The following is a 23,655-nucleotide window of genomic DNA, read 5'->3' as shown; positions in this document are numbered from 1 at the left end:
TTCCCTCGGTGCGGTCAGCTGGCAGTGGTCAGCGAGGTGTCGAGCTTGCGGATCTCCGGCATCACCTCGCGGGCGAACAGCTGCAGCGAACGGTCCACGTCCGGAGCCGGGATGCCCGGGAAACCCATCTGCAGCAGCCAGTTCTGGATGCCGTGCGACGTGGTGAGCCGGGTCATCCGCTCCAGGACGCTGTCCGGCGAGCCGATCATCAGGTGGTCGCGCTCCATCAGCAGCTCCCACGGATCCATTTCGCGGTAACGCGGATCTTCCGGGTCTTCGCCGTCGTCGAGCCACACGCCGATGCCGCGGACCCGGCACAGGAACTCGAAGAACTCGACGATGCCCGGTTCGGCGATGCGCCGCGCCTCCTCGTCGGTTTCGGCGATGCAGCACAGCCGCAGCACGCCGCAGCCCTCGCCGAGCGCGGGCGTCCGCCCGGTCGTTGCCGCGGTCTCGGCGCGGTAGGTCTCGAAGAGGTCCTTCAGCACCTGGCCGCTGGGGTACCAGGTGATCGGCCGCAGACCGTTTCGCGCGGCGTGCGCGAAACCGGTCATCGACTCGGTGACGGCGAACTGCGGCGGCGTCGGCCGCTGGAACGGCTGCGGCGTCATGCCGAACGCGACGAGTTCGTCGTTCTCGCCGACCCAGCCCCGCGGCATGGGCGCGCCCGGCGAGTGGATGAACTTCGTGCCCGGCTCCGGGAACGTGTAGCGCTTGCCCTTCCAGCTGAACGGGTCCTCGGTCCAGATGCCGCGGACGATCGCGAGGTTCTCGTCGAAGATCTCGCGGCTGTTGTCCGAGCCGTTCCACCGGTTCGCCTGCGGGTTGAGGTTCATCACCTCGATCGGCAGGATGCCGCGGCCGAACGCGACGTCGAGGCGGCCCTCGCTGAAGTGGTCGAGGACGGCGAGGTCCTCGGCCAGGCGCAGCGGATGCCAGAGCGTGAGCGAGACCGCCGCCATGCCGAGCCGGATCCGCTCGGTCCGCGCGGCCAGGTCCGTCGCCAGCATGACCGGGTTCGGGCTCGCGTCGCTGCCGTCGGTGTCGAAGTGGTGCTCGCCGAGCCAGATCCGGTCGTACCCCAGTTCGTCGGCCATCCGCGCGTGCCGGCGCGTTTCGCGCATGATGTCGTGCCAGTCCTGCGTGCCCGAGCGGTTCGTCAGCGCGTAGAGCAGATCCAGTTCCATGCTCGCTCCCGTTCTCCGTGTCCAGCGGGCGCCTGATAATTCCGACTAGTCGGTACTTACGACGGTCGGTGATCGGCGTCACCCTGGATTCACTCACGAGACCGGGCCGCCGCGCCTTCGTGCGACTACCCAACCGCTACGTATCCTGCCCTGCGTACGTAGCGCGGAAGAGTCCGCTGACCTGCTATTCCAGTGCTTCGAGCAGACGCGGGAGAACCCGGGCGAACGGGGCGAACAGGTTCATCCGGCGCGCGTCCTCGACCGCGGCCCACACGTGCGCGTCGTGCTCGTCGGACAGCGTCGCCGAGTAGTCCGGCGCTTCGGACGCCTCGGCGAGAATGGTGGTGTAGCTCCATTCGCCGGGCACAACTTCGTCCACGTACCGCGCGAGCGGCCGCCATCCGCCCGGAAGCCCGCCCATCTCCTCGGCGAATTCCCGCACCGCGGCCTCGTCCGCAGTCTCCCCCGCCAGCAGCGCCCCGCCCGGGATCGACCACTGGCCGCGGCCGCCGTGCACCCAGCCGGCCCGGCGCACGAGCAGCATCCGGCGCGGCGGCCGGGTCACGACCAGGATGCCCGCCGCGCCGTGCCTGCCCCAGCGGCGCCGTCCGTCCGCGGTCACGAACCATTCGTCCGGCACGACCGCTCCTCCCGCGGGGTCAGACGCACATTTCGCCGAGCCGCAGCGTGTGTCCCATCCGGTCGCGCTTGGTCCGGAGGTAGGCGACGTTGTCGGCGGTGGCCGGGATTTCCAGCGGGACCCGGTCGAGCACGGACAGCCCGCAGCCCGCGAGCCCGGCGAGCTTGGCCGGGTTGTTGGTGAGCAGCCGCATCGACCGCACTCCGAGATCGGCCAGGATGTGCGCGCAGGCGGAGTAGTCGCGGGCGTCGGCCGGGAAACCCAACTGGACATTCGCGTCCACTGTGTCCGCTCCGGCGTCCTGCAGTTCGTACGCGCGCAACTTGTCGAGGAGGCCGATTCCGCGGCCCTCGTGCCCGCGGACGTACACCACCACTCCCCGGCCGGCCCGGGCGACGGTCTGCAACGACGCCTGCAGCTGCGTCCCGCAATCGCAGCGCAGCGACGTGAAGACGTCCCCGGTCAGGCATTCCGAATGCACCCGGACCAGCACGTCCTCGCCGTCGCCGAGGTCCCCGAACACCAACGCGACGTGCTCCCGGCCGTCGAGGGCCGATCGGTACCCGACCGCCCGGAACATCCCGGACGCGGTCGGCATGCGCGTGTCCGCGACTCGCTCGACCTGCGTTTCCGTCCGGTGCCGGTACGCCACCAGGTCGGCGATCGAGATCATCGCGAGCCCGTGTTCGTCGGCGAACCGGCGGCATTCCGGCGCGCGCATCATGGTCCCGTCGTCGTTGACCAGCTCGCACAACGCCCCGGCAGGCGCCAGCCCGGCCAGCCGGGCCAGGTCCACCGATGCCTCGGTGTGCCCGCCGCGCCGCAGCACTCCCCCGGCGACGGCGCGCAGCGGGACGACATGCCCCGGCCGCGACAGGTCGGCCGGAACGGTCTCCGGATCCGCGAGCAACCGGATCGTGCGCGCCCGGTCCCGCGCTGAAATTCCGGTGGACACGCCGTTCTTCGCATCGACCGTCACGGCGTACGCCGTGCCACGAGGATCCTGGTTGACAGGAGTCATCGGCGGCAAGTCGAGCCGATCCAAGTCGGCGCCCGGCAGCGCGGCGCAGACGAATCCCGACGTGTAACGGACGGTGAAGTGCAGCAACTCCGGCGTCGCCAATTCGGCGGCGAAGACGAGATCGCCCTCGTTCTCCCGGTTCTCGTCGTCGAGGACCACCACCGGCCGCCCCGCGCGAACGGCGGCGACCGCCGCGGCCACCGTGTCGAACGCGATCTCGCCGCGCTCGGGTGCGAATGCGTCCACCATGCCGTGCCTCCGTTCCCGCTTGCCTTCAAGTACCGACCGGTTAGTATGAACATAGCACGGGTTCCCCGCAGCCGACCAAAGGAGCAGGCACCGCATGGGAAAATGGTTCGAAGACCTCCCTGCCGGACACGCGTTCGAGACCCCGGCCCGCACCGTCACCGAGACTGATCTGGTCGCGTTCTCCGGCTTGTCCTGGGACGTACACGCCTTGCACACCGACGCCGAACACGCCCGCGCGACACCGTTCGGCGAGCGCATCGCCCATGGCGCGCTGGTGCTGTCGATGGCCGTCGGACTGCGCGCCCGGACCGGCTATTTCGACGACACCCTGCTGGCCTTCCTCGAGATCCGCTCGTGGCAGTTCCTGGCCCCGGTCCGCATCGGCGACACCATCCGGGCCCGCAACGAAGTCACCGAGGCCCGCCGGACTTCCAACCCGAGCCGAGGCGTCGTGGTCCAGCGCGTGGAAGTGGTGAACCAAGAGGACACGGTGGTCCAGGCCGGGGAGATGGTGTCGCTGATGCGGTGCCGGGAGTGACGGACCGCTCCTCGCCGAGGCAGGGTGCGGCGAGACTCGTGCCGATCCACGGCGCGCCGAGGATTTCCGCCGAGGGCTGGCCCGCAGCGTGGATTGCCTGGCGAGCGCCCGCACGGTCTCGCCGGACGAAGCCGCGGACGCCGTCCATGCCCGCGGCGGCTGCCCGCGCAAGCTCGACAGCCTCCGCAAGAACATCCGGCTGCGGGACAACCGGCACGCCACTCGTCCGAGGCAGCGAATCCGACCTTGTCGCCGCAGAAAGCGTCGAGGATCTGAGCCGGTGCCGCCCGCCCGAGCCACCGACCGCTCCCCCGCCGACTCCGCGACGACTCCGCCGTCACCACGGTGATCGGCCCGCCCACGATCAACGGCCGCATCTCCGCCGTCACCGATCGGTTTGACAACTCATATAATATATAATGCAACACGGCGCGATAGCTGTCGCGCGCAGAACAACAGGTCGGGAGATCGTGATGAGCGGCAACCATCTGGACAAGACGGCTCGCCGAGTGGTGGCTGGCCTGCACGAAACCCCGACGATCGATGTCGCGACGATCCTCGACGGCGAGATCCACGCCGTCTACGAAACCGGCGAGGTGCTCCTGCGAGCGGGCGACACGGTGATCAACCGGGGAATCAAGCACGCGTGGAGCAACAAGACCGGCAAGCCGGTCACCATGGTGGCCGTCATGTACCCAGGCCGCCAGTAGCCTGCACGAGGGGAACGGTCATGTTGAATTTCACCGATCGTGTCGCGATCGTCACCGGTGCTGGCCGCGGTCTCGGGGCTTCGCACGCCAAACTGCTCGCGGCGCGAGGCGCCGCCGTCGTCGTCAACGACCTCGGAGGATCGGCGGCGGGCCCGGGTTCGAGCGCGGCGCCCGCCGAGGAAGTCGTCGCGGAGATCGCGGCGGCGGGCGGCCGCGCGGTGGCGAACTTCGATTCCGTCTCCGAGAATCCCGAGAGGATCGTCGCCTCCGCGATCGAGGCGTTCGGCCGCCTCGACATCGTGGTCAACAACGCCGGCATCAATCAGGTGCACCAGTTCGGCACTGACGTCATGGAATCGCTCCGCCGGCACATGGAGGTCCACTTCTTCGGCATGGCAGGGGTGACCGCCGCGGCGTGGCCTCATCTGATCCGGAGCGGATCGGGCCGCGTCGTCAACACCACCTCTCCCACCCTCATCGGGTTCCCGCAACAGACCCCGTACGTCTCGGCGAAGGGCGCGATCTTCGGATTCACCCGGACGCTGGCCTTCGAGGCCCAGGAAGCAGGGATCAAGGTGAACGCCATCGCGCCGACCGCCGCGACCCGCATGTCGGACGAGGCGGACCTGCCCGACGACTTCAAGCAGTTCATGCGCGACAACCTGCCCGCCTCGCTGGTGAGCCCGGTCGTCGCCTACCTCGCCCACGAGGACTGCGCGGTCAACGGCGAAGTGCTGCAGGCGCAGGGCGGCGAGGTACAACGCCTCGTGCTCGGCTTCAACCAGGGGTTCGCGAGCAAGGACCTGACGCCGGAACTGGTGCAGCAGCACATCGACCAGATCCTCGACCCCGCCACCCACACCCCGTTCGCCACGATCGACAAGCAGGACCTTTCCGCCGTCGGAAAGTAATTCCCCTGCGGAGAAACCGAAGTCCCGGCGGAGCTCGGCTCCGCCGGGACTTCACTTCCGAACGCCGCGGACGGCGGTCCCGCCGGTGTGTCCGGCAGGACCGCCTCTACCGGTTTACTCGCCGCGGGTGGCGGCGAGGTTTTCCCGGAAGAACGGGACCGCTTCGGCGACCGCGCGGTCGACGTACTTCGGCACGTCGTAGAAGTCCATGTGCGCGCCGCCCTCGACCACGACGAGCTTCTTCGGGCTGCGGGCGCGGCCGTACAGCTCGGCGGACATCCACAGCGAACCGGCGTCGCTGCCCGCGACCACCAGGAGCGGCTGCTGCAGCAGGTCCTCGACCATGTGGAACGCGTCGAAGGTGAAGATCCTTGACACGCTCTTGGTGAACAGGAACTTGTTCTTCGCGTTCGGGTGCTGAGCGCGCGGGGTCAGGTAGTACTCGCTCGCTTCGACCATGTCGCGCGGGGTGTTCTCGTCCGGCTCGGCCGGCACGTAGGGCAGGTACGCCGCCTCGGCGCCTTTCGCCTCGGCCGTGCGCTGCTGCGCCACGGCCTGCAGCGTCGGGACCGCGGCCGCGTCGGAGTCGGTGCCGTACCAGTTGCGGCGGAACGACGTGCCGATGTTCACCGCGCTGACCGTGGTGAGGGCCTTGATCCGGTAGTCCGTCAACGCGGCGTTGACCAGGTAGCCGCCGCCGGCGCAGACGCCGAGGCCGCCGATCTGCTCGACGTCGACATAGCCGAGGGTCTGCAGGTAGTCGACCGCCGCCCGGACGTCGTCCACGCGCGCGGCCGGGTCCTCCAGGTGGTGCGGCTCGCCGCCGCTGTCGCCCTGGAAGGAGGCGTCGAACGCGAGCGTGACGAAGCCCTGCCCGGCCAGTTTCTCCGCGTACAGGCCCGCGGTCTGCTCCTTCACGCCGCCGCCCGGGTGCACGGTCACGACCGCCGGGTAGCTGCCCTTGGGGTCGAACCCGTCCGGCAGGTACAGGTTTCCCGCCATGGTGATCGAGTCGTTCGGGAAGGTAACTGCCTCCACAGACGTCACTGCACTCACTCCTTGCACGTCTTCGGTGTCCCGAACCAGGCGGCCCGGGCTGCTGATACCCACTCTGCGGCGGTTCGCGCGGGCGTGGCAGATGCCGCTTGTCGGGGGTACCGGCAGCCCCTCCTTCCGCCGGCGTTCCGCGTTTACCCTCAAGGCATGGAGATCGCCAACGACCTCAGGGAATTCCTGATGACCCGCCGCGCGAAAATCACGCCTGAGCAGGCGGGAATCATCGCGGGCGGGCGGCGGCGGGTCAGCGGGCTGCGCCGCGAGGAAGTCGCCCGGCTCGCCGGAGTCAGCACTGAGTACTACGTGCAGATCGAACGCGGCCGCGTGTCCGGAGTCTCCGACGAGGTCCTGCACGCCATCGCCACCGCACTGCAGCTGGACGACACCGAAACCACACACCTGTTCGACCTCGCGCGCGCCGCCGGGAAACGGTCCGGCCCCGGCCGCACCCTCCGGCAGCCGGTGCCGGAGGGGGTGCAAGCGCTGATCGACACGATGGTCAACGCCCCCGCGATCGTCCAGAACGGACACCTCGACGTGGTCGCGGCGAACGCGCTCGGCCGCGCCCTCTACGGCGTCGTCTACGAGCGCGCCCCGCACCCGCCGAACCTCGCCCGGTTCATCTTCCTCGACGACCGCGCCGAAGAGGTCTTCCCGGACTGGAAGAAGGCCGCCGACGACGCGGTGGCCCTGCTGCACGTCGAAGCGGCCCGCGCACCGTATTCGAAAGCGGTCACCGGGCTCATCGGAGATCTCGCGACCCGCAGCGAAGCGTTCCGCACCCGGTGGGCAGCGCACGACGTGAAGGCGCACCAGCGCGGGACGAAACTGTTCCGCCACCCGGTCGTCGGCGAACTGACACTGCGGTTCGAAGGCCTGCAGGTCGCCTCCGCGCCCGGCCTCACCCTGATCGGCTACACCGCCGAACCCGGCTCCCCTTCTGCCGAGGCGCTGCAGTTGCTGTCCAGTTGGACCGCGAGCGAGGCAGCCGGACCGGAGGTGCGCTCCGCGGGGCACGAGACAGCGGGCGACGACCGCCGGGCTCAAGCCTAGCGAACTGGTCGTCTCGTTCCGGATGCAGCGCCGGTGGGTCTCGGATCCACCGGCGCTTCCCGGCCTCAGAACTCGATGACCGCCTTGCCGCCGGTCTGCTTGTCGAAGGCGGCATAGGCCGCCACCGCGTCGTCCAGCCGCCAGCGGTCGGTGAAGACCAGGTCCGCCTGAACCCCGTGCCGGGCGATGAACCGGGCGCAGTCCGCCTGGCCCACCGGGGAGAAGGTGTACGAGCCGACCACTGTCAGCTGTTTGCGGATCAGGTCCGGGCTGACGTCGAGCGTCACCGTCGAGCCTTCGCCGACAAACGCGACAGTGCCCCATTTCGCCGCGGACTTCACCGCCGCGGCCCGCGCCGGCGGTGCGCCGGAGCAGTCGAGCGCTTTGGTCACGCCCTTGCCACCGGTCAGTTCCCGGATGGCTTCGACCGGATCGGCCGACGTCGAGTCGATCGCGTGCGCCGCGCCGAAGTCCTTCGCCCGCGCCACGCGTTCCGCCGCGATGTCCACTGCGACGACCTCCGCGCCCATCGCCGCGGCGAGTTGCACTGCGGCCTGACCAACCGGGCCTTGGCCGAAGACCGCCAGCGTGTCGCGCGCGTTGACGTCAAGCCGGGTCAGCGCTCCGTACGCGGTGCCGGTGCCGCACGAAATCGCCGCGCCGGCGGCGAAACTCAGCTCGTCCGGCAGCAGCACGAGCGTCCGTGCGGGCACCTTGAGGTAGTCGGCGTGCCCGCCGTGCGCGGTCGCGCCGTAGATGACGTTGCCGCGTTCGCACATCTGCGGCCAGCCGGTCCGGCACAGGTCGCAGAATCCGCAGCCGTCGTAGTGGTGGACCATCATCCGGTCCCCCACCTTCACCGCGCGCGGGTCGACCGCCGAGCCGATCGCGGCGACGACGCCGCACGGCTCGTGCCCGCCGATGAATCCGGCGTCGTCGCCGGTCATCCCGAACGCGGCCAGCGCCTGCCCGGCGGGAGCCCGGTAGAAGTGCAGATCGCTGCCGCACATGCCGGACGCCTTCATCTCCAGCACCACCTCGTCCGGTCCCGGTTCGGGATCGGCGAACTCCTGGATTTCGAGCACCCGGTCGCCCTTGAAAATGACTCCGCGCATGAGATTTCCGTCCTTGTCAGTGCACAGCGGCGAACATCAGGCTTTCCTCGTCGGCTTCCTCCGGCGAGAACTCCGCGGCGATACTGCCCGCGCGCGCCACGAGCACGCGGTCGGACAGCGCCTGGATCTCCGGCAGGTACGACGAGATCACCACGACCGCGACCCCGTCGTCGGCCAGCGCTCGGATCATCGCGTGGATTTCCGGGATCGTGCCGAGGTCCACGCCGCGGGTCGGCTCGTCGATGATCGCGACGAGCGGCTTCCGGGTCAGGCCCTTGGCCAGCACGATCTTCTGCTGGTTCCCGCCGCTCAGCTCCTCGACGGTCGCCTTCGTCGGCCGCAGCGTGCGGACCTGGAACTGTTCGACGAACCGTTTCGCGACCGATTTGCGCGCACCGGGCCGGAAGAGGAACGGCAAGCGCCACGCACCGCACAGGTGCCCGAGGTAGATGTTGTCGGCGATCGTCAGGTGGCTGAAGAACCCGGAGGCTTTCCGGTCCTCGGTGAGGTAGACGATCCCGGCCTTGCGCGCCTGCCGGGGCGTGCGGAACCGCACCGGCTCGCCGTTCAGCCGCACCCTGCCGCCGCGCAGCCGACGGCGTTTCAGGATCCCGCTGACGATCATCGCGGTCTCGCTGCGGCCCGCGCCGACCAGGCCGTAGATACCGACGATTTCCCCGGCGTAGGCGGAAAACGCCATGTTGCGCACCACCGGCAGCAGCGTCACGTCCTCGACCTGCAGCGTCGGTGTCGGCTCGGGCGCGCGGTTCGGCTCCACCCGCCCCATCTCGACGGTGCGGCCGACCATCATCTTCACCACGCGATCGCGGCTGAACTCCGGCCGCTCCAGCGTCCCCTGGACGACGCCGTCGCGCAGCACGGTGATCCGGTCCGCCTGTTCGAACGCTTCGTCGAGCATGTGCGTGATGAAGATGACGCCGATCCCGCGCTTCTTGAGCTGTTGCATCGACAGGAACAGCTGGAGCCGTTCCTCCGGGGTCACCGACGACGTCGGCTCGTCGAGGATCACCAGTTTCGCGTTGCGGTGCACCGCGCGGGCGATCTCCACCATCTGCTTCTGCCCGACACCGAGCGCGCCGGCCGGAACGTCCGGCCGGATGTGGAAGTTGTGCGATTCCAGCAGTTCCCGCGCTACCACGTTCAGGTGGCCGAGGTTGTTGAACACCTTCTCGTCGCCCATGAAGAGGTTCTGCGCGACGGTCATCGACTCGACCAGCGAGCCCTCCTGGTAAACCATCGCCACCCCGGCCTCGACCGATTCGCGCGGGGTCGTGAACGCCCGAGCGACGCCGTCGACCTCCAACGTGCCCGAATCGTGCGCGACCGCCCCGGAGACGATCTTGACCATCGTGGACTTCCCGGCGCCGTTTTCGCCGAGCAGCGCGTGGATTTCGCCCGGCCGCACGTCGAAGTCGACCCCGTCCAACGCGTACGTTCCGCTGTAGCGCTTGCTGATGTTCGTCAGCCGCAGCACCGTGCTCATGCGTCCTCCAGCCGCAGCAGGTTCCGGCCGCCGCGCGCGGCAGCGACCACGTGTCCGTTGTGGACGGTCAGCCCGGTGACGCCGTGCCGCGGACTGTCGACCCGGGCGTGCGCGCTCTCGGCGACGCGGCCGGTGGGATCCATCCGGAACACCAGGCCGCACGACCGGGCCGGGGCCCAGCTCTTGACCACGCCGAGCACGCGCAGCTGCCCCATCTGCATCGTGTCGGTGAAGGGGTCGCCCGCGCGCAGGCGCGGGACGAACCATTCGTCCGGGCTGATCGTCTCCGTCATCTCCGCCAGCAGCGCGGGCTCGTCCAGCAGCAGCTCGGTGACTCGGTTGCGGATGCGGGGCGCGGCAAACCACCAGCCGTCCTCGCCGACATACACCCGCCCCGGATAGACGGGCAGGTTCGCGCTCAGCACCCGGCCTCGCTTGCCCGGCGCGGATCGGGCTTCAACCCGATGGTCCAGGCTCAGCGACAGCAGCACTTCGTCCCCGGCGACGCCGACGCCCGACGGCCACGCGAGGCGCTCCGCGACCACTTCGGCCTGCGCGCCGTCGACCCGCACGAGCAGCCCGGACCGGTCGCCGGTGACCAGCGCTCGCGGCCACTCCGCGGCCTTCGTCGAGCCGACAGTCGCCAGCAACGCGGACCCGTCCGTCGCGAGCGCAGTCACGCACCTGGCGACGGGCGCGTCGGTGCACAAGTCCTCGGTCTCGCCGGACTGCGACACCGAGACCAGGCCACGCCCTTCGACCGCCGCGACGACCTGGCCGTCCCGCACGGTCAGCGCCGTCACCGGGCTGCCGAACGAAGCCAGCCGCGCCACCTCGTCCTCGCGCACCGAGAAGACCTGATTGCCGCTGCTGAACACCAACCCCGTGGCGGTCACAACCACGTCGTCCGGCTCGTACTCGCCCGCGGGCAGCAGTTCCGCCGCTCCGTCGAGCCGGAGGTTCGGCCGCAGTCCGGTGTCCATCGGGGGCACCGTGCGCGCACGGCCCCAGTTCGGGTTGATCCATTCCTTCACGGTGTCCAGTACCGGGCTCATCGCACTGCCTCCGCCGCCCGGCGAGCACTGGCCGTCCCCGGCACGGCAGCCGGGTCGATCTCGCCGATCTCGCTCGGGTCCAGTTCGAGCCTGCCGATCCGGTTGTTGCTGACGCCGCACAGGTACAGCTGCCCGTCGCGTTCCTTCGCCGCGGTCACCATCGGGTAGTTCTCCATCGTTTCGTCCCACAGCACGGAGAGGATCTCGCCGCGGTCGCTGAACTTGATCGCGCACGACGTGTTCAGCTGCGGCACCACCCAGTTGTCCACCGCCGCCTCGCGGGTCATCCGCCGCCGCACCGCCGGGTAGCGGCCGAGCAGGTCGGACATCTGCGTCCGCATGGCGCACAACGGCATCCAGTAGTTGCCGTCGGAGGACCGGTTGATGTTGTCCGGATAGCCGGGCAGGTTCTCCAGCACCGGTTCCAGCTGTCCCTTCTTCGGCCCGGCGATCCAGAGCCGGTCGACGCGGCACAGCCCGGTGCTGGAGATCAGGATCGACTCGCCGTCGTGCGCGGTGCAGATGCCGTTGGGGAACACGTAGTTCGACACCACGACCTCGGTCTTGCCGCCCGGCGTCACCCGGATCACCCGGCCGTTCGGGCGGAATTCCACCAGTTCCAGCAGGAAGTCCGCGGTGTTCGTGCGGGTGGAGAAGTCCGAGGCGTAGATCGAGCCGTCCGGGGCGATGTCCAGGTCGTCGATCGCGCGCAGCCCCGAATCGTCGATCAGCGACAGCGGGCTGCGCTTGACCTTGTTCGCGACCAGTTCGGGCTCGCCGCCGGCGCCGATGCGATAGATGCCCATGCCGCCGACCGCGACGACCAGCCGCCCTTCGGCGTCCCAGGCGTGTCCGCACGGGAATCCGCCGGTGCGCGAGAAGATCTCGCCTTCGGTGTCGTCCAGGCCGCGGAACCGCCACACCCAGCCGCGCTGGTCGCCGCAGTAGACGTTGCCCTCGGCGTCCACCGCGCAGTCCTCCGCGCCGCGGATCTTGCCGAGCCCGACCGGAGGCGCGTCGGTGAGCCGGCGGTTGAGGGACCAGACCGTGCCCGGCTTCGTGACGTCGACCAGCGGGCCGAGCCGCAGCCGCGCCGGGTCGATCTTCAGCTTCTCCACCGCGCGCTGCCGGTACTTGCCCCATTTGAGGTCCAGCACCGTGAACACGAGGAGCACCGCGGCGAGGATGACGGTGTAGTACGAGCCCTGCGCGCCGTCCGAGACGGTCGCCTGCTCGATGATCGTCACCACCGCCACGCCGACCGCCGCGCGGAGCACCGAACCGCGGCCGCCCTTGATGCTGACGCCGCCCAGGACCACCGCGGTCAGCGCGATGATCTCCCAGCTGTTGCCGACGTTGGGGTCGGTCCGGGCCAGCCGCGCCGACGTGAGGATCGCCGCGGTGCCCGCCAGCGCGCCGGACAGGACGTAGGTCCAGAACGTCACGGCGGTGACCGGAATGCCGTTGCGCCGCGCGGAACGCCGGTCCGAACCGGTCGCGGTGACCCACCAGCCCCAGCGGGACCGGGTGAGCGCCAGGTGGACCACGATCAGCACCACCGCGAAGAGGAACCACGCGGTCGGGATGCCCAGCACGCGGCCCTCGCTGAGGAAATCCCAGACGAGCGACGGTTTCGTGACGCCGATCTGCGTGCTGTTCGCGTTCTGCAGCACCGAGGCCGCGCCGCCGAAGGCGATCAGCGTGACCAGGGTCGTGATGAACGGGCGCATCCGCAGGATCGCGATGAGGAACCCGTTCACCGCCCCGAGCACCGCACCCGCGACGATCGCGGCCGGGACGACCAGCGCCGTCGGCCACAGCCACACCCGGTCCGCGACCATCGCGCCCAGCCCGCAGAACCCGACGACGGAGCCGACCGACAGGTCGATGCCGCCGCCGACGAGCACGACGGTCAGCCCGATCGCGAGCAGGCCGTACTCGGACACCTCGTCCAGCACGAGCGGCGCGTTGGCCGCTCCGACGTTGGTCGTGGCGAGCACGTACCCGCACAGCGCGAGCGCCAGCACGAGCGGCACCGCGCCTTCCATCCACCGTTTCTCGAACAGATCCGAGACGGTGCGGTAGCGGGCGATTCTTTCCGTGCGCCGGCCGCCGGTCATGCCGAACGCGTCCAGCCCGCGTCGCAGCGGAGACGTAGTCATCGGGCCCCGCTCACTTGCTCTGGTAGCACGCGATGGTGGTCTGGTCGATGTTCGACTTGTCCACCACCGTGCTCGACACGTACCCGACCGAATGCGCGCTGCCCGGCTTCGCCCCGTTGGTGAGCAGGTTCTGCACCGCCACCGCACCGGCGGCGCCGATGCCCTGGACGTCGTAGGCGGCCGAAGCGGTCACCGTGCCTTGCTTGAGGGCGTTGCACCAGTCCTTGTCCGCGTCGAGCGTGTAGACGCCCACCGAACCCGGAGCCACCTGGCCGCGGCCTTCCGCCGCCTTGACGGTCTGCCCGACGGTGATCGAGTTCAGGTCGAAGGTCACCATGAAGCCGCACACCTTGCCCTGTCGCTGCTGCAGCACGGATTCCGCGGCGGCCTGCGCCTGGGCGTTCTGGAACTGCGAGTGCGCGACGAGCGTCTGGTAGCCCTCCTTCTCCACGACGTCCTTGATGCCCTGGTCCCACAGGATCGAGGCCGGGTCGTTGCCGGGGCCGTCGATGATGGAGATCGTCTTGGGAGCGTTGCGGGAGTTGCAGTCCGAGACCGCGCGCTTGGCGATCGACTGCGCCGCGCCGTAGACGTCGACGCCGACGAACGCGTCGCCGAGCTTGGTGGAGGGCATGTTGAGCACCACGGTGTAGATGCCCGCCTTCTGCGCGCGGTCAATCGCGTTGTCGAGCAGGCCCAGGTCCTGGTTCTGCAGCACGAGCACGTCGGCGGCCTTGCGCGCGATGAGGTCGTTGATCGTGCTGATCATCCGGTCGCTGCTGAAGTTCGAGTCGTAGACCTTGAACTCGGCCCCGGCGCTGTCGAACGTGCGCTGCATGGTGGTGCCCCAGTTCTCGGTGAGCTTGTAGCCCTTGTAGAGAATCGGGACGAAGGCGATCCGCTTGCCCTTCATCGCGTCGTGCGCCTTCTGCCGCATCGGCATCAGCTGTTCGTTCGCGCCGAACACGGCGTTCGTGGCGGCGGCCGCCGAGTCCGACGACCCGCCGCCGACCGAACAGCCCGAAAGGCCGGCGCCGCCCAGCGCCGCCGACGCGGCGAGCACGAGGAGCTTCCTGGTGATCTTCATGTGCTTCCTACTTCCGTTCCCCGGCGTCGTTGCCGGTCACAGTTCGCCGGATTTCTCGGTTTCTTCGTTGCGCGGGCGCAGCCACGCGTCGAACGCGATCGCGGCGGCCAGCACCCCGCCGCGGATCAGGTCCTGCACGGCCGTGCTCAGCCCGTGCAACACCAGCAAGTTGTTGAGCACGCCCACGAACAGCGCGCCGACGAGGACGCCCAGGATCGTGCCGCGCCCACCGGACAGCGAGACGCCGCCGATCACCACCACGGTCAGCGCGGTGAACAGGAGCGGGTCGAAGGACGTCACGGTCGTCTGCACGCTGCCCTGGATCGACACCGTCACGAAGCCGGCCACCGCGGCGAGCAGCGCGGACAGCACGTAGGTGAGGATCTGCAGCGGCCGCACCGGAGCACCGGTCGACCGGGCGGTCTCGAAGTTGTCGCCCATCGCCCGGATCAGCCGCCCGGACGAGGTGAAGGCCACGAACAGCCCGGCGAGCAGGAACGCCCCGCCCGCGATCAGCACCGGCCTCGGCACACCGAGCACCGACCCGCCGCTGAGGTGGGACAGGAACGATCCGGCCGGCACGCCGTAGACGTTCTGGCTGAGGAACAGGATGTCGATCCCGCCGATCGCGAGCATGCCGGTCGCGAGCGTCACGAACAGCGCGGGCACCTCGAAGACGGCGACGAGGATGCCGTTGACCAGCCCGATTGCCAGCGCGAGCGCGGTCATCATCGCGATCGCCTGCCATTCGGGCATGCCCTCGCTGATGAACGCGAGCGTCGCCTGCGCGCAGCCGAGCCCGATCCCGGCCACCGAAAGGTCCAGCCCCTTGCCGAGGACGACGATCGCCTCGCCGATCGCGAGGATGCCGAACGCGGCGGACAGGTTGAGGATGCTGCCGAAATTGCCTGCGGTGAGGAAATTCGTCGTCGTGGCCCCCGCGGCAAGGGCGAGCAGCACGGTGACGACGAGTACCAGGTAGGTCTGGTCGAAGCCGCCGAGGCGTGCCCGGAGCGACACGCGTGGCTTCGTTGCCACTGATGCGGTAGTCATGGGATTCCCGGTTCGATGGGTGGGACAGCGCGGCCAGTGTGTCGGCCGTCACCGGGTCGCCGCATCTGCCGCCGGTCGTATTCCGTTACCCCGTACGGCCGATGCGACGACTGGCCCCAGCCTCGTCGCGGATATATAATGTTCGGAATTTCCGCAAGGGAGCTGCCCATGAACGCGACCGGCTTTCCGCGGCTCGACAGCGTCCGGCTGAGCGCCGATCTGGCCGATCAGGTCCGGGAACTGGGCCTGGACGCGTGCACCGCGCTGGACCGGATGCTGCCGGTCGGCCGCTGTGCCGAGGTGCTGCCCGCCAAACGGCTGCTCGGCCAGGTCTGGGACGCCGCGATGGCCGAGCTGGGCTCGGCTCCCGCACCGGACCGGCTGCCCGGCCTGACCGCGCTGCTGGGCCGGGTCCGCGAGCTGGAGTCCCGGGTGGACGATGCCAGGGTCGCCGACGGCGTCGCGACGATGCGCCGCGTCCGCCGCGCGCTGACCCGTTTGCACGCCTCGTCGACCGCCGAGGAACTCCTCTCCCGCGCCGCCGAGGAGGCCTGCACGATCGGGTTCGACCGCGTGCTCGTCTCCACTGTGGACGATGCGACCTGGGTGCTGCGGCGCATGGTGATCGAACAGGATCCCCGGCTGGCCGACGAAATGCTCGCTGCCGGCCGCGAGGCCCCGCCGCGGCTCGACGGCTCGCTGGTCGAATCCGATGTCGTCCGGCACGCTCGTGCGGGTCTCGTGTACGACGTGCAGGAGAACCCGCGCGTCAACCGGCAGCTGGTCTCGCTGTCCGGCTGCACGTCCTACGCCATCGCGCCGTTGCGGGCGTACGGGAAAGTCGTCGGACTGCTGCACGCGGACAGCTACTACTCGCCCTGCCGGGAGGTCGACGTCACCGACCGAGCCGTCCTGAACCTTTACGCGGAGGGCGTGAGCGAGACGCTGGCGCGGGTGTCCGTCCTCGAAGGACTCGCCTCGCTCCAGGCGGGAATGACCCGGCTGGCCGCGGACGTGCGCATCGCTCCCCCGCTCGAGCCGGGCCTGACGCGGCATCCGCTGCTGTCGGCGCGGGAGGCGGAGGTGATCGAACTGATGGCGCGCGGCGACGCGAACCGGGCGATCGCGCGGAAGCTGTCGATCTCGGAGGGGACCGTGAAGACGCACATCACGCACATCCTGCGCAAGCTCGACGCGGCGAACCGGGCGGAGGCGGTCGCGTACTGGCTGCGGAACTGAGCCGGACCGCGGCTCAGGCGGGCACCGGCTCCAGCCGGGTCGTGGTGGCGGCGGCGGTCTCGGCGACCATGGGCGCCAGCGCGCTCGGCATGCTGCGGTACTTCTCCGTGTACGCGGCGTCGACAGCGGCGTTCGTGTCGGCGTCCGCCTCGAGGTGCAGAGACACGTCGGTCTCCACTCCGTCCACTCGCACCCGGGCCAGCTGCTTGGCCGCGGCCCAGCGGTACCAGCCGCCCTCCGTGCCGAACGCCGACCGGATGTACAGCTCGTCGCCGGAGCGGACCACCCAGATCGGGGTCCACCGGCGGAGTGAACCGTCGCGGCGGTAGCTGCTGATCTGGATCTCCGACGCGGCGCCGATCCGGTCGCGGATCTCGGGGTCGAACGACATAGCTGGCTCCTTCACGACGAAAACGGGACGCTTCGCTTCGTACGCTAGGCGCTCGCGGACGGGCGTGGGAGGTGCTGTCAGCCCCCTCCCACGCCCGCGTCGCCGGTCACGGCGCGTCGAACTCCAAGGTGGACGAATCGACCGCCGCGCCGCCGCCGTCCGCGACCAGGACATGGCCGGTCACCATCGACGCGTCGCCCGAGGCGAGGAACGCGCACACCGACGCGATCTCCTCCGGTTCCGCGGCGCGGCGCAGCGGCACGTGTTTCGTCGTCAGCGCATACGCCTCGTCGAGTGTGATGCCCTCGCGCTTCGCCAGGTAGGCCATCGCGCCCTCGCCGAGCGGAGTCCGGATCCAGCCCGGGCAGACGGCGTTCACCCGGACCCCCTTCGGCCCGTAGTCCCGCGCGAGCCAGCGGGTGATGCCGATGATCCCCGCCTTGGCCGCGGTGTAGCCGACAGTCCCGGGCGGACCGGCGATCAGCCCGGCGGTCGACGCGAACAGCACCAGCGAGCCCTGCCGCTCCACCAGATGCGGCAGCACTTCCCCGGCCAGGTAGAACGAACCGTGCAGGTTCACGTCCAACGCCCGCTGATACGCCTCCACGTGCTCGGGCCGCGCGGTGCCCGACACTGCCGCGCCCTGCGTCGCGATCACCGTGTCCAGGCCGCCCAGACTCGCGACAGCCTGCTCGACCACGTCGTGGATCGCGGCGCGGTCGGTGCCGTCGGCGGGCAGCGCGACCGCGCCGAGTTCGTCCGCCAGTTCCTTGAGCCGTTCGGCCTTCAGGTCCGTGACCGCGACCTTCGCACCGTCCTCGGCCAGCCTTCGCGCGGTGGCCGAGCCGACTCCGCCCGCCGCGCCCGTCACCAGTGCCAATTCGGGCTTGCGCCGCCGGACCGGGTCGTTCATCGTGCGCCTTCCTCTCCCGGCCGCGCCGCCTCGGACGCGCCGGAATCCGTTGGGGTGCAGAGCTTTCCGTACTTCTCGCGCAGGGTGAACTTGAGGATCTTCCCCGACGCGTTGCGCGGCAGTTCCGGCTGCGCGGCGAAATACCGGGGCACCTTGTACGTCGCCAGGTTCTCCCGGCAATAGGCCCGCAGTTCCGCTTCGTCGAGCGCGATGCCTTCCGCCAGCACCACGACCGCGCAGCCGACTTCGAGGTACTTCGGGTCCGGCACCGCGACCACGGCCGCGTCCAGCACCGCCGGATGCTGCGTCAGCACCCGCTCGATCTCGGCCGGGTACACGTTCTCCCCGCCGCTGCGGATCATGTCCTTCGCCCGGCCGGCGAGCACGAGGAAACCGTCGGCGTTGACGAAGCCGAGGTCCCCGGTGCGGCACCAGCCGTCCACGAAGGTGTCCCGGTTCGCCTCCGGCCGCTGCCAGTACCCGGCGCAGACCGCGGGCCCGCGGACGAGGATCTCGCCCACCTCGCCGGGCGCGGCCGGTTCGAGCCCGTCCCCGGCGACCCGGACCTCGGTGAGCGGCACCGGGCGGCCGACGCTTTTCGGCTGGGCGTCGAAGTCCCCGTCGTCCAGCGTCGTCGCGATCGCGCCGCCCTCGGTCAGCCCGTAGACCTGGGTCAGCCGCACCCACGGCAGTTTCCGCCGCACCTGATCGACGACCCACGGCATCATCGTGTCCCCGCCGATGACGAAGTGCGTGACCGATTTCGGCAGCCGGTCCTCGATCCCGTCCACGCGCAGCAGGTCGTGCAGCATGAACGAGAACAGCAGGCAATCGGTCACCTGCTCGGCTTCGAGCACCTCCAGCAGCCGCTCGACGGTGAAGTTCCCCGACCGCAGGCACACCACGGTGCCGTGCATCAGGAACGTCGGCGCGGTCACCGCCTCGAACGCCCCTGCGTGGTAGAGCGGGCCCGGCACCAGCGCGACGGTTTCCGGCGAGAACCGCCAGCGCAGCGCCTGCGTGGTCGCCGTGCTCACGGTGTTGGCGTGCGTCCACACCGCGCCTTTGGGCAGGCCGGTCGTGCCCGAGGTGTACAGCAGCGACATCGGGTCCGCGTCGCGCACTTCCGGCACGTCAGCCAGCGGTTCGCGGCCGAGCAGGACGTCGAACGGAAGCGCCCAGTCCGGGACTGGGTCCGCGGTGTCCGGCCGGACCACGAAGGTTTCGACGCCGGTTTCCGCGCGCACCGGCTCGACCCGGTCCAGCAGGCTGCTGTGCACGATCACCGCCTTGCAGCCGGAGTCGGCGAGGATGAACTTCAGCTCGGCCGGCGCGAGCCGGAAGTTGAGCCGGACCGCGACCACGCCGAGGTGCATCGCGGCGAAGCACAGCGGCAGGTACTCGGCGTCGTTGAAGAGCATGAGGCCGAGCCGGTCGCCCTTGTTCAGGCCGAGTTCCCGCAACGCAGTCGCGTAGCGCAGCGATTTGTCCCGCAGCTGCGCGTAGGTGAGCCGTTCGCGGCCGTCGAAGCTGACCGCGATGCCGTCGTGGCCGGGCGGCGGGAGCTGGTCGGCCACCGCGTCGAGCAGTCTGGTGAACGTCATGACCTGCCCTCCTGTCTCACACGCCCGGTCCGAAGACGATCTGCTTCAGCTCGGTGAACTCCTGGATGCCCTCGGGCCCGGACTCGCGGCCCCAGCCCGAGCCCTTCACCCCGCCGAACGGAGCGCTCACGGCGGGCCCGAACGTATTGATCGCGACCGAGCCCGCGGCGATGGCGGAAGCGGCTTCCGCGGCAAGAGCACGGTCAGCGGTGTAGACGCTCGCGGCGAGGCCGAAGCTCGTGTCGTTGGCCAGCCGCAGCCCGTCGGCCAGGTCGTCGTAGGTCTGCACGACGGTGACCGGCCCGAACACCTCATTCTGCGCCAGATCGGCGTCCCGGGCGACCCCGGTGATCAGCGTCGGCTCGTAGTAGTGCCCGGCGGCGAATCCCTCCGGCCGCCGTCCTCCCGCGACGACTTCGCCCCCGGCAGCGCGCGCACGGTCCACAAAGCCCTCGGTCCGCCGCAACGCCGCCGGGTTCACCAGCGGCCCGATCGCCGTCTCCCGGTCGAACGGATCGCCGATCCGCAGTCCTTGCCAGGCGGTGCGGAGCCGGTCTATGAGTTCGTCGTGGCGCCGCCTCGAGATCAGCACCCGGGACAACGCGGCGCACACCTGCCCGCCGCCGCCCGTCGCTCCGGGCACCAGCGACTTCAGCACCCGGTCGAGCGGCGCGTCGTCGAGGATCAGGGCCGGGGACTTTCCGCCGAGTTCGAGGTGCGTGCGGGCGAACCGTCCCCGCGTCGCCTCGATGATCTCCTGCGCGGCGACCCGGCCTCCGGTCAGCGAGACCAGGTCGGCGCGCGGGTCCGCGGTCAGTTGCCGGGCCACCTCGACGTCGCCGCACAGGATGCTCAGCGCACCGGCCGGAAAACCCGCTGCCGCGGCGGATTCGGCCACCAGCCGCATGATCAGCTGCGATTCGGGAGCCGCCTTCACCACCACCGGGCAGCCCGCGAGCAAGGCGGGCACGACCTTCGTGGCCATCGTGACGACCGGTCCGTTGTAGGCCAGGATCGCGACGACGACCCCTGCCGGTTCGCGGCGCACCACGACGTCGCCGAGCAAGGAGCTGCGGTGGTCGTCGCGCAGAGCGTCCGCCGCACTCGCCAGCGCGGAGTTCCACGCCCCCGCCGCGCCGTATTTGTGCAGCGTCGCGCTGTATCGCACCGGCATGCCCGCTTCCGCGGCCCAGACCGTGCCCAGGTCCGGGAACCGGGCCTCCAGCGACGCGCAGAACCTCGCACAGATCTCGGCTCGCTGCTCGACCGGCAGCCGACCCCACTTGGAGTCCGTCGCCGCAGTGAGGGCCGCGTCCGCTTCCGTTACGGACGGCAGCACGACTTCGGCGACGGTTTCCTCGGTCGACGGCGAAACGATCTCGTACGCCGGTCCGGTAGCAGGCACCCACTCCCCGGCTACGTAGACCGAGTTGAGGCGAGGCACCGGGACACCGGCGATCTCGCGCATCATGCCCCGCGATCCGAGAGGAAGAACGGGCTGGCGGGCTTGAGGAACATGGTCGCGAACGGCGGGATCATGAAGTCCGGCAGCACCATCTCCCCGGACATCAGCTGCCGCTTGACTTCCGCGCGGAAGCCTTCGAGGTCGCCAGCGGTTTCGTAGATCGCCAGGTGCCCTTCGTCGACCGGGCTGACACCGGGGAGCGGCTTGACGTCCGACACCTCGAACCGTTGTGCCCGAAGCATTCCCGGCGCGGACATGATCTGCGGAATGTGCTCCTCGTCGTACCACTTCCCGAACGTCGCGTCGTCGCCGCTGTGGCGGCTCCACGCGAAGAACAGATGCCGGTCGTCCAGGTTCTCCGCCTCGGCGAACCGCTCGGTGTGGAAGGGTTCGCTGACCGGCTTGGCGAACAGCGCCTGGAACGGCTGCACCATGTAGTCCGGCAGCACCATGTCCCCGGAGATCAGCTTCCGCTTGACCTCGTCCCGGAACCCCTGCGGGCTGCCGTCCATTTCGTACAGTGCGAGGTGGCCGAAGTCCAGCGAGCGCACGCCCGGCAGCGGTTTGGTGTCCGCGAGCAGGAACCGCTGCGCCCCGGCCATCCCTGGCGCGTCCATCACCTGCGGGATGTGCTCGTCGTCGTACCACTTCGCGTAGGTGCCGTAGTCCGTGGTGTAGGTGCTCCACGCGAAAAACAGGTTCCGATCCCCGAAAACCGGGACCTTGGCGGAAACCATCAGCTCACTCCTCGTTCGTTCGACCGGCCGGAACGCAGCCGAGTTGTTGCTTCTTCGTCGACCCGCAGACCCTCCGGGTCGTAGTGCGGGTCGCCGACGACGACCACTCCGTAATCCCGGGCCGCCCCTTCGACACTGACGTACTCGTCGCGCACATCGGCGAGCACCTTGGCCGGTTCGCGCTCGAACGGCGGGCCCCATCCCCCGCCGCCGTTCGTCAGGCAGCGCAGGACCGAACCGGGTTCGGTCAGCCACGCCTTCTGGCTCGCGAAGTAGTGGTAGACGCCCTTTTCCGGGTCCAGTGCCTTGGTCTCCGGGTCCAAGACACCGGCCACGGGGGTACTCCGGGCGTAGTCGTCGCTCGAGACGCCCAGCAGTCCGTCCGGTCCGGAAGTCCCTTCTCCCGGCGGGAAAATCCACATCGCCCCGGTTGGACCCGGCTTCCCGCCGTCGGCGCCGACGCCGCTGGGCTCTTTGGTCCGGAACGGCGACAGATGCTGGGCGGCGGCAGTCAGCCAGAGCGTGTCCTTGAGGTTCGCCGCGCCGCCGCGGTGCTTGCCCGGCCCGCCGGTGTCTATCGCGTGCTCCTTGCGCAGCATCACCACCGGCGAGTCGTGCTCGATCGTCTCCGTCGCCGGATCGAGGTTGTTGAGGTTGTACAGCACGGTGTAGCTGTCGCCGTCGCCCTCTTTGGTGGCACCCCACGGCCCGTGCTCGCCGCCGCATTGCGTCGCGCTCGTCCAGGGCGTGCCGTCGTCCCGCACTCCGCTCGCGTTGTGCGTGTTGGTGGAGCCGTAGTCCCCGCCGACCGCGCGTTCGCCCAGCACCGGGTTCAGCGCTTCAAAGATCGCGGAGATCAGCGCGCCGGAGGGTTCCCAGAACATCATCGGTGCGCCCTCCGGCGGCAGCGCGCTCAAGAGCGTTCCCGGCGGCGCGACCAGGTCGACGTTGCGCCAAGTCCCGGAGGTGAACGGGATCGCCGGGTCGAGCAGCATCGTCAACGCCACGCCCAGCGCGGTTTTCGCGTCGAGGACGCCGCAGTTGATGCAGGTCCGGGCTTGCGCCGAGGTCCCGGAGAGATCGGCCTCGATGTCGTGCCCGCGTTTGCGCAGCGTCACGCGCACCCGGTAGTCGACGGTGTCGTCGAGGCCGTCGGCATCGATCAGCGCGCTCCCGGAGTAGTCCCCGTCCGGGATCCGGGCGATCGCTTCGCGCATCTGCTCGGCGGACGTGTCGCAGGCGTAGGCGAGGGAGCCGAGGAACGCGTCGAGGCCGTAGCGTTCGATGTTCTCCCGCACCAGCCGCTCGCCGAGCTGCAACTGCTGGTGCATGCTCTGGAAGTCCGGCAGCAGCAGACCGCCCCAGCGGGTGTTGTCGAAGATCAGGCTGAACGTGGACCGCACCGGCTGGTCCTTCGCCCACAGCAGCATCGGCGGCAGCACGAGGCCGTTCTCGTAGACGTTCGTCTTGGTCGCGGAGAACCCGCCGGGCACCGTGCCGCCCATGTCCAGCTGGTGCGCGCACATCGTCACGAACGAGACGATCTCGCCGGCCACGAACACCGGCCGGGTGAACAGCACGTCGTTCACGTGCCGCCCGCCGCGGTACGGGTCGTTGCAGATCAGCACGTCGCCCGGGGACAGGTTCTCCGGCCCGAACTCCTCCACCGCGTTGCGGGTGGCGTCGGGCATCGTCCCGAGGAACGGGGTCAGGCTGTTGCTGACCACGGCCATCCGGTAGTCCTGCGCGGGCGGGCCGCTGATCGTGCACGCGAAGTCGTACCAGTCGCGGATGATCGGCGAGAACGCTTCCCGCAGGAAGGCGGTGCTCATGTGCCCCACCGCGTACTTCAGCCGGTTCACGATCACCGACCCGGTGAACCGGTCGGCGTGATAGGCCGCCCGGAACTCGTCGTCGGTGAGATCCCGGATGCGCGCGGACGGAGTGTCGAGAGTGGTCATGGCG

Annotated in this window: 21 protein-coding genes; 5 read left to right on the top strand and 16 right to left on the bottom strand. The window is 69.8% G+C overall.

The genetic code is table 11. The features are described 5' to 3' along the window. Positions 1-14 precede the first annotated feature (14 nt). The 3 genes from ACFSVL_RS31875 to ACFSVL_RS31865 all read right to left on the bottom strand — a co-directional run bounded on the left by ACFSVL_RS31875 (position 15) and on the right by ACFSVL_RS31865 (position 3,097). Positions 15-1,187 carry an LLM class flavin-dependent oxidoreductase gene (locus ACFSVL_RS31875; protein ID WP_378309373.1) on the bottom strand — a complete coding sequence of 391 codons (1,173 nt, stop codon included), beginning with the start codon at positions 1,185-1,187 and terminating at the stop codon, positions 15-17. A gap of 184 nt (positions 1,188-1,371) precedes the next feature. Continuing rightward, on the bottom strand, positions 1,372-1,827 hold the full coding sequence (locus tag ACFSVL_RS31870) for an NUDIX domain-containing protein (protein ID WP_378309371.1): 456 nt from the start codon (positions 1,825-1,827) through the stop codon (positions 1,372-1,374). A 19-nt stretch (positions 1,828-1,846) separates the two neighbouring features. After that, the gene (locus ACFSVL_RS31865) at positions 1,847-3,097 is read right to left on the bottom strand and encodes a bifunctional 3,4-dihydroxy-2-butanone-4-phosphate synthase/GTP cyclohydrolase II (protein ID WP_378309369.1); all 1,251 of its coding nucleotides are present in this window, start codon (positions 3,095-3,097) and stop codon (positions 1,847-1,849) included. Positions 3,098-3,191: 94 nt separating this feature from the next. On the opposite strand from ACFSVL_RS31865, the gene ACFSVL_RS31860 reads away from it, so the two are divergent. The 3 genes from ACFSVL_RS31860 to ACFSVL_RS31850 all read left to right on the top strand — a co-directional run bounded on the left by ACFSVL_RS31860 (position 3,192) and on the right by ACFSVL_RS31850 (position 5,256). After that, positions 3,192-3,635, top strand: a complete 444-nt coding sequence (locus tag ACFSVL_RS31860) for a MaoC/PaaZ C-terminal domain-containing protein (RefSeq protein WP_378309367.1) — start codon at positions 3,192-3,194, stop codon at positions 3,633-3,635. A 473-nt stretch (positions 3,636-4,108) separates the two neighbouring features. Beyond that, positions 4,109-4,345, top strand: a complete 237-nt coding sequence (locus ACFSVL_RS31855) for a cupin domain-containing protein (protein WP_378309365.1) — start codon at positions 4,109-4,111, stop codon at positions 4,343-4,345. A gap of 20 nt (positions 4,346-4,365) precedes the next feature. Then, positions 4,366-5,256, top strand: coding sequence for an SDR family NAD(P)-dependent oxidoreductase (locus tag ACFSVL_RS31850; protein WP_378309364.1), 891 nt, complete (start codon positions 4,366-4,368; stop codon positions 5,254-5,256). A gap of 114 nt (positions 5,257-5,370) precedes the next feature. Here ACFSVL_RS31850 and ACFSVL_RS31845 read toward each other — a convergent pair whose 3' ends face one another. Continuing rightward, positions 5,371-6,303, bottom strand: coding sequence for an alpha/beta hydrolase (locus tag ACFSVL_RS31845; protein ID WP_378309362.1), 933 nt, complete (start codon positions 6,301-6,303; stop codon positions 5,371-5,373). 156 nt (positions 6,304-6,459) lie between these two features. On the opposite strand from ACFSVL_RS31845, the gene ACFSVL_RS31840 reads away from it, so the two are divergent. Then, the gene (locus ACFSVL_RS31840) at positions 6,460-7,365 is read left to right on the top strand and encodes a helix-turn-helix domain-containing protein (protein ID WP_378309360.1); all 906 of its coding nucleotides are present in this window, start codon (positions 6,460-6,462) and stop codon (positions 7,363-7,365) included. 65 nt (positions 7,366-7,430) lie between these two features. Here ACFSVL_RS31840 and ACFSVL_RS31835 read toward each other — a convergent pair whose 3' ends face one another. Genes ACFSVL_RS31835 through ACFSVL_RS31810 form a run of 6 tightly spaced genes read right to left on the bottom strand, consistent with a single transcriptional unit; the run spans position 7,431 to position 15,308 of the window. Further along, on the bottom strand, positions 7,431-8,480 hold the full coding sequence (locus tag ACFSVL_RS31835) for a zinc-dependent alcohol dehydrogenase family protein (RefSeq protein WP_378309358.1): 1,050 nt from the start codon (positions 8,478-8,480) through the stop codon (positions 7,431-7,433). A 16-nt stretch (positions 8,481-8,496) separates the two neighbouring features. Beyond that, positions 8,497-9,984, bottom strand: coding sequence for a sugar ABC transporter ATP-binding protein (locus ACFSVL_RS31830; RefSeq protein WP_378309356.1), 1,488 nt, complete (start codon positions 9,982-9,984; stop codon positions 8,497-8,499). After that, positions 9,981-11,039 (bottom strand): hypothetical protein, encoded by a 1,059-nt coding sequence (locus tag ACFSVL_RS31825; protein ID WP_378309354.1) that lies wholly within the window; start codon positions 11,037-11,039, stop codon positions 9,981-9,983. Before ACFSVL_RS31825 ends, ACFSVL_RS31830 begins: the two co-directional genes overlap by 4 nt. Continuing rightward, positions 11,036-13,201, bottom strand: coding sequence for an ABC transporter permease (locus tag ACFSVL_RS31820; protein WP_378309353.1), 2,166 nt, complete (start codon positions 13,199-13,201; stop codon positions 11,036-11,038). The genes ACFSVL_RS31825 and ACFSVL_RS31820 overlap by 4 nt, the downstream gene beginning before the upstream one ends. Before the next feature lie 10 nt (positions 13,202-13,211). Next, positions 13,212-14,288 (bottom strand): sugar ABC transporter substrate-binding protein, encoded by a 1,077-nt coding sequence (locus tag ACFSVL_RS31815; RefSeq protein ID WP_378309351.1) that lies wholly within the window; start codon positions 14,286-14,288, stop codon positions 13,212-13,214. A gap of 36 nt (positions 14,289-14,324) precedes the next feature. Beyond that, positions 14,325-15,308 (bottom strand): ABC transporter permease, encoded by a 984-nt coding sequence (locus ACFSVL_RS31810; protein ID WP_378309348.1) that lies wholly within the window; start codon positions 15,306-15,308, stop codon positions 14,325-14,327. 201 nt (positions 15,309-15,509) lie between these two features. Here ACFSVL_RS31810 and ACFSVL_RS31805 point away from each other — a divergent pair, with 201 nt between their 5' ends. Then, on the top strand, positions 15,510-16,580 hold the full coding sequence (locus ACFSVL_RS31805) for a LuxR C-terminal-related transcriptional regulator (protein ID WP_378309346.1): 1,071 nt from the start codon (positions 15,510-15,512) through the stop codon (positions 16,578-16,580). Between the two features lie 13 nt (positions 16,581-16,593). Here ACFSVL_RS31805 and ACFSVL_RS31800 read toward each other — a convergent pair whose 3' ends face one another. The 6 genes from ACFSVL_RS31800 to ACFSVL_RS31775 form a co-directional block, all read right to left on the bottom strand. After that, positions 16,594-16,971: a DUF2255 family protein gene (locus ACFSVL_RS31800; RefSeq protein WP_378309344.1), complete on the bottom strand. Its 378-nt coding sequence runs from the start codon at positions 16,969-16,971 to the stop codon at positions 16,594-16,596. Positions 16,972-17,077: 106 nt separating this feature from the next. Next, positions 17,078-17,884 carry an SDR family NAD(P)-dependent oxidoreductase gene (locus ACFSVL_RS31795; protein ID WP_378309343.1) on the bottom strand — a complete coding sequence of 269 codons (807 nt, stop codon included), beginning with the start codon at positions 17,882-17,884 and terminating at the stop codon, positions 17,078-17,080. Next, entirely contained in the window at positions 17,881-19,488 is a 1,608-nt protein-coding gene (locus ACFSVL_RS31790) for a class I adenylate-forming enzyme family protein (protein WP_378309341.1), read from the bottom strand. The genes ACFSVL_RS31795 and ACFSVL_RS31790 overlap by 4 nt, the downstream gene beginning before the upstream one ends. 16 nt (positions 19,489-19,504) lie before the next feature. Then, a complete protein-coding gene (locus ACFSVL_RS31785) occupies positions 19,505-20,959 on the bottom strand; it encodes an aldehyde dehydrogenase family protein (protein WP_378309339.1) in 1,455 nt (484 codons plus the stop codon). Beyond that, positions 20,956-21,690, bottom strand: a complete 735-nt coding sequence (locus ACFSVL_RS31780; protein ID WP_378309337.1) for a hypothetical protein — start codon at positions 21,688-21,690, stop codon at positions 20,956-20,958. The genes ACFSVL_RS31785 and ACFSVL_RS31780 overlap by 4 nt, the downstream gene beginning before the upstream one ends. Beyond that, a complete protein-coding gene (locus tag ACFSVL_RS31775) occupies positions 21,690-23,651 on the bottom strand; it encodes a hydantoinase B/oxoprolinase family protein (RefSeq protein ID WP_378309335.1) in 1,962 nt (653 codons plus the stop codon). The genes ACFSVL_RS31780 and ACFSVL_RS31775 overlap by 1 nt, the downstream gene beginning before the upstream one ends. Positions 23,652-23,655 lie beyond the last annotated feature (4 nt).

This window comes from Amycolatopsis silviterrae, assembly GCF_042684085.1.
GTDB lineage: Bacteria > Actinomycetota > Actinomycetes > Mycobacteriales > Pseudonocardiaceae > Amycolatopsis > Amycolatopsis silviterrae.
Note: the sequence above shows the minus strand (reverse complement) of the source record. Positions and strands in the feature narration are given on the sequence as shown.

What these genes read in the sequence shown, in the direction of transcription:
- ACFSVL_RS31825 (WP_378309354.1), bottom strand. Translation starts at nt 11,039, where the DNA reads ATGAGCCCGGTACTGGACACCGTGAAGGAATGGATCAACCCGAACTGG.
- ACFSVL_RS31785 (WP_378309339.1), bottom strand. Translation starts at nt 20,959, where the DNA reads ATGATGCGCGAGATCGCCGGTGTCCCGGTGCCTCGCCTCAACTCGGTC.
- ACFSVL_RS31800 (WP_378309344.1), bottom strand. Translation starts at nt 16,971, where the DNA reads ATGTCGTTCGACCCCGAGATCCGCGACCGGATCGGCGCCGCGTCGGAG.
- ACFSVL_RS31865 (WP_378309369.1), bottom strand. Translation starts at nt 3,097, where the DNA reads ATGGTGGACGCATTCGCACCCGAGCGCGGCGAGATCGCGTTCGACACG.
- ACFSVL_RS31780 (WP_378309337.1), bottom strand. Translation starts at nt 21,690, where the DNA reads ATGGTTTCCGCCAAGGTCCCGGTTTTCGGGGATCGGAACCTGTTTTTC.
- ACFSVL_RS31795 (WP_378309343.1), bottom strand. Translation starts at nt 17,884, where the DNA reads ATGAACGACCCGGTCCGGCGGCGCAAGCCCGAATTGGCACTGGTGACG.
- ACFSVL_RS31790 (WP_378309341.1), bottom strand. Translation starts at nt 19,488, where the DNA reads ATGACGTTCACCAGACTGCTCGACGCGGTGGCCGACCAGCTCCCGCCG.
- ACFSVL_RS31850 (WP_378309364.1), top strand. Translation starts at nt 4,366, where the DNA reads ATGTTGAATTTCACCGATCGTGTCGCGATCGTCACCGGTGCTGGCCGC.
- ACFSVL_RS31820 (WP_378309353.1), bottom strand. Translation starts at nt 13,201, where the DNA reads ATGACTACGTCTCCGCTGCGACGCGGGCTGGACGCGTTCGGCATGACC.
- ACFSVL_RS31860 (WP_378309367.1), top strand. Translation starts at nt 3,192, where the DNA reads ATGGGAAAATGGTTCGAAGACCTCCCTGCCGGACACGCGTTCGAGACC.
- ACFSVL_RS31855 (WP_378309365.1), top strand. Translation starts at nt 4,109, where the DNA reads ATGAGCGGCAACCATCTGGACAAGACGGCTCGCCGAGTGGTGGCTGGC.
- ACFSVL_RS31805 (WP_378309346.1), top strand. Translation starts at nt 15,510, where the DNA reads ATGAACGCGACCGGCTTTCCGCGGCTCGACAGCGTCCGGCTGAGCGCC.
- ACFSVL_RS31830 (WP_378309356.1), bottom strand. Translation starts at nt 9,984, where the DNA reads ATGAGCACGGTGCTGCGGCTGACGAACATCAGCAAGCGCTACAGCGGA.
- ACFSVL_RS31815 (WP_378309351.1), bottom strand. Translation starts at nt 14,288, where the DNA reads ATGAAGATCACCAGGAAGCTCCTCGTGCTCGCCGCGTCGGCGGCGCTG.
- ACFSVL_RS31775 (WP_378309335.1), bottom strand. Translation starts at nt 23,651, where the DNA reads ATGACCACTCTCGACACTCCGTCCGCGCGCATCCGGGATCTCACCGAC.
- ACFSVL_RS31835 (WP_378309358.1), bottom strand. Translation starts at nt 8,480, where the DNA reads ATGCGCGGAGTCATTTTCAAGGGCGACCGGGTGCTCGAAATCCAGGAG.
- ACFSVL_RS31840 (WP_378309360.1), top strand. Translation starts at nt 6,460, where the DNA reads ATGGAGATCGCCAACGACCTCAGGGAATTCCTGATGACCCGCCGCGCG.
- ACFSVL_RS31875 (WP_378309373.1), bottom strand. Translation starts at nt 1,187, where the DNA reads ATGGAACTGGATCTGCTCTACGCGCTGACGAACCGCTCGGGCACGCAG.